The following is a 9077-nucleotide window of genomic DNA, read 5'->3' as shown; positions in this document are numbered from 1 at the left end:
GGGCGGCTAACTCACCCGCCGCCATGATAGGGTACTCACGACCATCAATGTGCCTATGCCCCTTATCAAGTGTCATCGTTGCTGCGCATAATGGGGTCGCCGCCAGCGGGGCCGGACCGCCTCGAACAACTTGGGCTGGTTGCCTTTGACGGCCAACAAGTAATCGCCACTTTGCTGGAGGATGGTCTCGGCGATCTCGGTTTGGCACCCCATCGCATCGGTGGATACTAGGCTGCCTTTGATGTCGAGCAACACCAACAAGTCGGGAATGACGGTGATTTCATTGGACTTGGCGTCGGTTTTTATCTGTCCGAGCACCAGCTTATTGGCGGCAGTATAGGCGCTTACCATGTGAATGGTCGACGTTCGATCTTCACAGTTATAGGAACTGCGCAGGGTTTTGCCATCGATAGCGACCAAGGCGCCATCGGTGTGCTGGTTGATGGCTTGAGTCCAACGTACTAACGCGGCCTGAAACGGCTCTGGTTTGATACCGGAGATGATCATGGCGATGGTGTCATGGACAGGAATACCATTTTTAAACAGCCCCTTGGATTGAAACCAAGGAAGATGAACCTCACCGAAATCTTCAATATCTTCCCAGCCGTCTGCACCGCCGATCACAGCGCAGACGGTGAGAAACAGGACATCGTAGAAGGGATAATAAATCTTGGCATGCTGGCGAGGGTCGGGAATATCATCGAAAAACTGAGCAAAAACAGCATCAATAGACATGAAGGCACTCCTGAAAAAGGAGCATAAAATCACAGCGGGATCGCAGGGTCAAACCTGTTTCTCTTGGTCAAAAAACGTTCGCCATCTTGCCCAGCTGGGTGTATGCGTGACGCTTGCAGCAAAAACCGAAAAGCCCGCATCATCAGCGGGCTCTCTGGTTTAACGGTTGAGCGCTAAGATGCGGCGCTGCATATGTTTAGGCAAGTGCTTTGGCTTTGAGTTGGGCATATTCATCAGCATTAATCGCGCCGTTATCGAGCAAGGCTTTGGCCTCGCAGATCTGCTCGACTGGTGATTTACCTGCCACTTGCCGAATATAGTCTTCGGTATCTGATTTGGCCCGCTGCATCGCCGCACGTTGACGCTGGGCCATGCCTGCGCCATTGCTAATAATGTAAATCAGCGCGGTAAACATCGGCAAAAATATCAGTCCGAGGATCCACAGAGCTTTAAATCCGCCGCCCATTTCAGTGTTGCGAAACAGATCGCCGACGATCTGGAACAGCACCAAAAGGTAAGCGATAAAGATAAAACTTGAGAGTATTAACCAGAAGAAATCCCAGAAATTGCTCATATTGGTGTGTTTCCTTTGCGTTGCCTAATTGGTTTAGGTGTAGCCGGCGTAAACTCGCCGGCGATGGTGTTACCCGGGCTTGCGCATCGCGGCCTGTAGCCAGCTGCGCAGAAGCGACCAGAGTGCGCTGCCGGTGAGCATGCCAAGCACGTAAACGCCGGCGATCAGTAGCGACGCCGGCAGCGTCAGGCTCATATTAAGCAGCGAAACTGTGACAAGACTTATATTTTGAATTTTAAACAGTAAAACAGTCGTCGTGATGACGATGATTAAAGCGGCGTAAACGTAACGCATAGACCCCCCTGTACTGATGATTAAGGCAGTGTTGATGGTGTTTTAAGCGACTCATCAGCCGTCGTTGCTGGATGTTGTAACACACGATTTATCAGCATGTAACAGGCAATAAAACCGCCCAGCGAGGCGGCAAAATGTTTCAAGGTATGGCCGCTGACAAAATGGCTAAGACTAAGGATTTCGGCGTCATAGGTTTCGAGCACCTTGCTTAACACATACCAGCTAAAGATCCAGTAAAGATCACTACCGCGTGAGTAACGTGATGGTTGCAAAATAGCCAGAAAAAGTAAAGCCAGTACTGCATAAGCCTGCAGCATTGCGTACGGCAGCACGTTGCCAACGCCTTGCCGCTCGGTCACACGCCAGTAAATAACCGATAAGGCACCAATCAGTAACATCGGTACTAATAACACTAGCCCGGTGCGCACGCTGATGCGATCTGAAATCTGGCTGGCGACTAAGGCCATAAAGGTAATGGTCATCGGCAGACGGTCCCAGAACAGTCGGTCATTGTCGGGGGCTAGATGGTAGTAACTTGAACCTAAAGCAGTCGCGAATATACCAAAGAAAAACACCAAATAAGGCCAACGCTCACGCATAAATTCAAACCGCACGCGGCTGCGGATTAGCAGGGCCAACCCCAAGGTACCCGCCAGAAAAAAACCTATATTGGAGACCACGTTATTGAAATGCGGGATCCCCAAGAAGCTGCGTTGGTCGGCAAAATTATGGTAAGCCAGCGGCTGCGGCACGGCCGGTAACAAAAAGGCTGCCGCCACACAGGCGAGGGTAAAACCGATCAGTAGAAGGTTGCGCACACTCATAGGACAAGCTCCTGTTGTCGATGCGCGGTACTGTTTAGCGTTGTGCATGATCGGTACTGTGTCCATCAAATGGATTGTGGGTTCTTATGGAGCGCTGACGACGGCATTAAACACCCGCTCGCCATCCGCACGATGCGCATCCAACAAACCGCCACGTATTTCCCATAGTTTTACCGACTCCAGCGCCGCGAGAAACTCGCGCTCTTGTTGCATCACACCATCGGCGGGGCAAACCATACGTGTGCTCAGCAATGGGCCGATGCTCAGGCGATTTTCGACCGAGGTAAAGCTCGCCTGATAAGTATTGCAACCGCTGCTGCCGTGTACCTGGCCTTGCTCAAAGACCATGCTCAAACGCGTGCCAGGCAGAGCGCTAACGACTGCTTGGCGGCCGTTGTTGAATCCAGTTACATCCCAGTACACGCCCTCAAGCGTTGCCGCGGGCTGCGCTTTAAATGTCAATACCGCACCAGTGGCAGTGCTCAGGCTCAGTTGCTCAGTATTAATGGCATACGCCAGAGTGCCGCTGAGTGCCGCTCTCACGGCGTTCTCCAGCGCCGTTTGTGGCTCCGGGCAAGCCATCATCGAACCGGCTAACATGCTAATTTTCACCTTGCCAGTACTCAGGTTATAGCCACCCATAAGCCTATTACAGCCGGAAAAACCGCTCAAACGGCCTGCCTCAAAACGTACCGTTACAGGCTTTGCCGCGTCAATTGCGATACCGGCAAAGCTACCGCCCGGAGAGTCTAACTGCCATGTTGGCCCCTCTAGTGTGAGCGGCTTGGCGGTGGTATCCGTGGTATCCTTAGCTGGCTTCGGCACACGACAACAACCTGCCAACAGTTGCCCGTCTGGCAGAGATACCCTTGCGCTCATTGGATGTTGGGTGTTAGACATACCGTCGCTACAGCTCGCCTCACGCAGCAGCGCGACTGCTTCGCCGCCCTTACCGGTTACTGGCTTGCCGCGCCAAGCGTACTCTTTGAGCGCAAGCAGATGCGTTTTCTGGCCGAGGAAATCGACCGCTTTCTGTTCGGGCAAGAGCAATTGCGCTCGACTTTTGTCACTAAACTGCAGGCTCCATGACGGCTCATTGCCAAAGCAAATAAGCTGCGGCTCAGCGGCGAACACAGTAAAAGCCGGCAATGCCGACGCCAGTAAAATCGCTGCATTTATCGATGTTTTTAGCATGTGATCAACTCATCCTTTCAGAATATAAGAGCGTATTGTGACCATGTAGGCACCGCGCAGACGCTGCTACTGTAGTGGTCTAATCATCCCGGACACCATTTTAGGTGGTACATTACCTGATGGGTTACTACAACTGGCGCCGTCCAAATCAACACAATGACGGAATACAGCCAGCAAAAGCCGAAGATCGGCCTAATCAAGTGTCCGAATTTAGTTGACCACTACAAGCTACGTAAACATAGCCGGCGCACGAGCCACTCAGCTTGTTGGCCGCACAGCCTTGCTTGGCAAACGCAACATGCGAAATCCTGCGTAAGCCACTGCGATGGTCAGTAACGGGCTGATAAAACAGAACACCGCATAGGGTGCGTAGCTCCAAGTCGTTACCCCCAAAGTGGCCGCCATATAGGCGCCGCAACTGTTCCAAGGGATTAACGCCGAGGTTGGCGTCGCGGTATCGCCGACCGCCCTCGATAGCACCACAGGGGCCAGGCCACGCTTGGCAAAGGCAGATTTAAACATCCGCCCCGGCAGCACAATGGCGATGTATTGGTCGGCGGTAACGATATTAGTGGCCACAATTGAGGTTGCCAGCGAGGCAACCAAAGCACCGTCCGACTTAGCTTTCTGAATAATCGGGGTGATTAGCCGCTCAAGCACCCCGACCTTCTCAACTACCCCACCAAACGCCAAGGCGCTGATAATCAGCCAGATGGTATTGAGCATGCTGCCCATACCGCCACGCGATGCCAGCATGTCCATCGGAGCAAAGCCCGAGGTTGAGGTATAGCCACTGGCCAAGGCCCGCCAGACGCCTTCCAATAACGCCAGCCACTGCGGAATTCCCTCGTTGGCAGCGGCAAAAGCCAGCACCCGCTCCGGGGCCATAACCGCCGCGAGTAGACCACCGGCAATCGAGCCAAGGAAAATAGCGGTAAAGGGCGGAAAGCGGAACAATGCCAACAAAATCACCAACACTAGCGGCACAAACATCACCAACTGTGGCTGGAATGAGTTTTGAATCGCGGCAATTTTATCTGCGGCGTCGAAATCTCCGGGCTCACCCCACATAAAGAAAAACACTAACGAGAGCAACAAGGCCATTAGCGAGGTCAGCAGCGTTTCACGGATATGCTGATACAGATCGACACCAGCAGCGGCTGCAGAGAGATTGGCCGAATCAGAGAGTGGCGACGACTTATCGCCAAAGTAAGCACCCGAGATCACCGCGCCCGCTGCTATCGCCGGATTCAAGCCCATGCTCATGGCAATCCCCATAAAACCAACACCGATGGTGCCGACGACTGTCCAAGAGCTACCAATACTGGCCGAAACGATGGCACTGATCACGCAAGCGGTTACGAAGAAGTAATCTGGATTAAGTAGCTGTAATCCGTAATAAACCATAGCCACCAGCGTGCCACTGAGTGCCCAAGTGCCAATCAGGCCGCCGACCGCGAACAAAATAAAGATCGCACCAATGCCAGTGGACACGCTATCAGTCGCGGCTTTACCCAGCGCCTCAAGCGTGTGTCCACGACGCCAACCGATAAATACCGCAATCATCGTCGCGGTAACCAGCGCAACCTGGTTAGGGCCACCGGCGCCAGCATCACCAAATAAAAAATAAGACAAGGCAACCAAGACAACCAGGCAAGCGACCGGAATGATCGCCTCAAACAGCGACAGTGGTTGCGGCGTGCTAGGTCTGCGAATAAAACTGAACATTCAGATAGGCCTCGGTTAATGTTCATATGACGGCTAGACATGCAGCGCTTGAGCTTAGCGCCATTGTCTGCCGCTTAACGCGTTGTCACCAGCACCATTAAAACCGCCGCCAAAATTGGCGGCGATTGCTGTTGGAGACTTCGCTTAGAAATCTACCTCATCACGGCTGATCGGGCAGGTCATGCAATGGCCGCCACCACGGCCACGACCGAGTTCGGAACCAACGATGGTGACCACTTCGATCCCCTCTTTTCGCAACAGGGTGTTGGTGTGCACGTTACGATCATAGGCAAATACCACCCCCGGCGATGCGCACACCAAGTTGGCGCCGCTGTCCCACTGCGTGCGCTCACGCATGTAAGCGTTACCACCGGTTTCCACCACCCGAAGTTTCTTCAGACCCAAGGATTGCGCAACTACATCGGTAAAGCGGCCCTTTTCCTTGACCAGTTCGATACCGCTTGGCTTGTCGCTTGGGCGGTACGAGAAGGTGCTGACGTGGTCCATTATGTCTGGGTAAAGCAGCACGCAGTCGCGGTCAGCAAAGGTGAACACGGTGTCCAAGTGCATAGCCGCACGCAGTTTAGGCATCGCTGCAACGATTACCCGCTCCGCTGCACCTTGCTTGAACAAGGTCGCGGCCAACTGGCTAATGGCCTGACGCGAGGTTCGTTCGCTCATGCCGATCAGCACGTTACCCTTGCCGATCGGCATTACATCGCCGCCCTCTAAGGTGGCCATGCCATGGTCTTCGGTAGGATCGCCCCACCAGACTTTGACCTTGCCAGCAAAATCGGGATGGAACTTATAAATAGCGGTGGTGAGGATGGTCTCTTCGTGACGCGCCGACCAGTACAGCGGGTTAAGCGTAACGCCGCCGTAAATCCAGCAGGTGGTGTCACGGGTGTACAAGGTATTCGGCAAAGGCGGCAGCAGGTATTCGGTCACACCTGCGGCTTCACGCACCAGCTTGAGGGTTTCGCCGCCGAAGGTTTCGGGAAACTCGTCAGTGGACAAGCCGCCGATCAGCGTCTCGGCCAGATCTCGTGGTGACAAGCCTTCGAGGTAGCTACGAATCTCATCTACCAGCCCAAGGCCAACCTGATTAGGCACAACCTGATGATCAAGAATCCACTTCTTGGCTTCAGCAATTGCGACAGTTTCAGCCAATAAGCTGTGCATTTCGACCACATCAACGCCGCGATCGCGCAGCTTGTTGGTGAAATCGAAGTGATCACGTTTAGCGTTCTCGACCCACATAACGTCATCGAACAGCAGTTCGTCGCAGTTGCTCGGGGTAAGCCGGGCATGCGCACGGCCAGGCGCGCAGACCATCACTTTGCGCAGCTGGCCAACTTCCGAATACACGCCAAATTTGACTTCACTTGCATTTGTCATGATCAACTCCCTTGGTTAAATAGAGATAGCGCCAGTCGCTAAGCCGTAAACGCCGTAAATAGCCGCGGCGGCAATCACAGCGAAGATGATCCAATCCGAGGCCTTATCGAACACCACCTTGCCCTGCTCGCGGCGGGCGATGAAATACAAAACAGTGCCAGGCGCAAACAACACCGCCGACAACAGGATGAACTTCAAGCCGCCGGAGTAAATCATGAACAGTGTATACAACACGGCAAAACTGGCGATCAGCAGGTCGCGATTTCGTTCCTGTGGACGCACCTCATAGGTTTCACTGCGCTTGGCAATCATCAAGCCGTAGGCAGCCACAAACAGGTAGGGGATCAAGGTGGTGGCGCTAGTCAGGTTAAGCATCAGCGAGAACGCATCACGCGACCAATAGGTGGTGATCACAATGATCTGGACGATGATGCTGGTCACCCAAAGCGCCGTGACCGGCACGTTGTTTTTGTTGACCTTGGCAAACATCGCCGGCATGTCCTTTGACTTGCCCGCTGCGAACATCACCTCCGCACAGATCAGCGCCCAGGCCAAATAAGCGCCCAGCACTGAGACGAGCAAGCCAGCACTGACAAACATCGCCCCCCACGGGCCGACTACCGACTCCAGCACGCCAGCCATCGATGGCTGACGCAGGCCAGCAATTTCGGCGCGCTCCATCACGGCATAGGGCAGCAAGGTAACCAGCACCATCAAGCCGGTAACCACGATAAAGCCCAGGATGGTTGCCTTGCCGACGTCGGCGCGCTCTTTGGCGTAGCGTGAATACACGCTGGCGCCTTCAATGCCGATAAACACAAACACAGTGACCAGCATGGTGGCCTTGACCTGTTCGAACAGGCCTACAGTCAAGTCGCCGCCATACAGATTCATGCTGAACAGATCGATCTTGAATGCAAAAAACAGCAAGACGATAAACACCATGATCGGAATGACCTTGGCGACCGTGACAATGCTGTTGATAAAGGCGGCCTGCTGTACGCCGCGCAGGATCAAGAAATGGAATAACCAAATGCCGATTGAAGCAACACCGATGGCGATTACCGTATTGCCATCGCCGAATACCGGAAAGAACGCACCCAAGGTGGACTTGATCAGCACCCAGTAAGACACGTTACCGATGCAACTGCCGATCCAATATCCGAAAGCCGAGAGAAAGCCCGGATAGTCACCAAAACCTTCTTTGGCATAAGCGAATACGCCGGCATCGATATTCGGTTTGCGCTCAGCCAAGAATTGAAAAACTCGCGCCAGCATATACATGCCGGTACCGGCAATAATCCACGCAATCAGTGCACCCAGCGGCCCGGTTGCTCCGGCAAAGGTTCTTGGTAGCGAGAAAATCCCGGCCCCGACCATGCCGCCAACTACCATCGCGGTTAGAGCCATCCGCGACATTTTTTGTTCTGTAACAGCCATATTCTATTGTCCTCCTGGAAACTTATACCGGGTGAGACACCCGACTGCGCTAACCCCTTGCTTTAACACTCAACTTCTTGTTAAAAAACAAGGTCAATACTGTTGCTTTGTCAAACTGATTGTCACAATATTTTACCCGTCCAAAATAGTAAAACTGCCAAACATACTGAATGTGCACCAAGGCAGATTACATTGACGTGATTGTACTGGTTTAAGCCCCTACCTATGCATGGCTCAAGCATTACCGCGAGATGCCGTCACAGAAACGGCAGCGATTAATCGTTTACGCTGTAGCCGAGGATTGTCTCGCCATAACCTGTAAAATACTGCTCCATTGCTCCACAAAGTAGCCCGGCACACTTGGAAACTGCCGATTAGCTAGGTAGCTTGCAAGTCAGTGCTGAAATTATTGCCCTTGATGCCCCTGCGTAAACTCCAAGCTAGCCGCCAGTCGTTGCCTTTGTGATAGTTGAAGCAGTTTTCGCCGTAGCCTAGGTACTTTAGATATCCGCGTTTTTACTCTTCGAAGTAGAGGTATAAGCATAGACCTTCTGTTAGAAAGCCCCAGTGAGAATCATCAGGATTGCCATAAGTAAATTCTGGGTGCTCAGAAAAGGTGGTCTAATCATCCCGGACACCGTTTTAGGTGGTACAGTCGCCACCATAATCAGAGGTGTTCAATGACAAGATTACGTCGCTCATTTACTGCTTAATTCAAACTGGAAGCCGCATCCCTGGTGCTCGACCAGGGATATTCTGTCCCCGAAGCAAGCCGTTCACTGGATGTCGGTGAAACCGCACTTCGCCGCTGGGTTCAGCAACGGCAATCCGAACGAACAGGGCGTTGTTGCCCAAATCAGCCAGCAAGTCATGACTTCCCCAGCCCCAGG

Annotated in this window: 8 protein-coding genes and 1 pseudogene; 1 reads left to right on the top strand and 8 read right to left on the bottom strand. The window is 53.2% G+C overall.

Going from position 1 to position 9077, the window contains the following annotated elements; all coding sequences use genetic code 11:
• From AAC083_RS21350 to AAC083_RS21315, 8 genes and pseudogenes are all read right to left on the bottom strand, one after another.
• Window positions 1-735: pseudogene (locus tag AAC083_RS21350) on the bottom strand (ISAs1 family transposase); the annotation flags it as partial.
• 196 nt (window positions 736-931) lie between these two features.
• Entirely contained in the window at window positions 932-1309 is a 378-nt protein-coding gene (locus AAC083_RS21345) for an SHOCT domain-containing protein (protein WP_108537656.1), read from the bottom strand.
• A 69-nt stretch (window positions 1310-1378) separates the two neighbouring features.
• Window positions 1379-1603 carry a hypothetical protein gene (locus AAC083_RS21340; protein WP_042038327.1) on the bottom strand — a complete coding sequence of 75 codons (225 nt, stop codon included), beginning with the start codon at window positions 1601-1603 and terminating at the stop codon, window positions 1379-1381.
• Between the two features lie 20 nt (window positions 1604-1623).
• The gene (locus tag AAC083_RS21335; RefSeq protein WP_181364848.1) at window positions 1624-2427 is read right to left on the bottom strand and encodes a ceramidase domain-containing protein; all 804 of its coding nucleotides are present in this window, start codon (window positions 2425-2427) and stop codon (window positions 1624-1626) included.
• Between the two features lie 84 nt (window positions 2428-2511).
• Entirely contained in the window at window positions 2512-3621 is a 1110-nt protein-coding gene (locus AAC083_RS21330; protein ID WP_108537654.1) for an META domain-containing protein, read from the bottom strand.
• Window positions 3622-3879: 258 nt separating this feature from the next.
• Complete coding sequence (gene nhaC / locus AAC083_RS21325; protein WP_219927923.1) at window positions 3880-5349, bottom strand: Na+/H+ antiporter NhaC; 1470 nt, start codon at window positions 5347-5349, stop codon at window positions 3880-3882.
• A gap of 144 nt (window positions 5350-5493) precedes the next feature.
• A complete protein-coding gene (gene arcA / locus AAC083_RS21320; protein ID WP_108537653.1) occupies window positions 5494-6747 on the bottom strand; it encodes an arginine deiminase in 1254 nt (417 codons plus the stop codon).
• Between the two features lie 15 nt (window positions 6748-6762).
• On the bottom strand, window positions 6763-8187 hold the full coding sequence (locus AAC083_RS21315; RefSeq protein ID WP_042038317.1) for a basic amino acid/polyamine antiporter: 1425 nt from the start codon (window positions 8185-8187) through the stop codon (window positions 6763-6765).
• Between the two features lie 719 nt (window positions 8188-8906).
• Between AAC083_RS21315 and AAC083_RS21310 the strand changes: the two genes are divergently transcribed.
• Window positions 8907-9077: transposase (locus tag AAC083_RS21310; RefSeq protein WP_258224815.1), on the top strand; the 171-nt coding region annotated here is incomplete at its 3' end.

Source organism: Aeromonas sp. HMWF014, assembly GCF_963878295.1.
GTDB lineage: Bacteria > Pseudomonadota > Gammaproteobacteria > Enterobacterales > Aeromonadaceae > Aeromonas > Aeromonas popoffii.
This window is presented reverse-complemented; position numbering and strand designations above follow the sequence as displayed.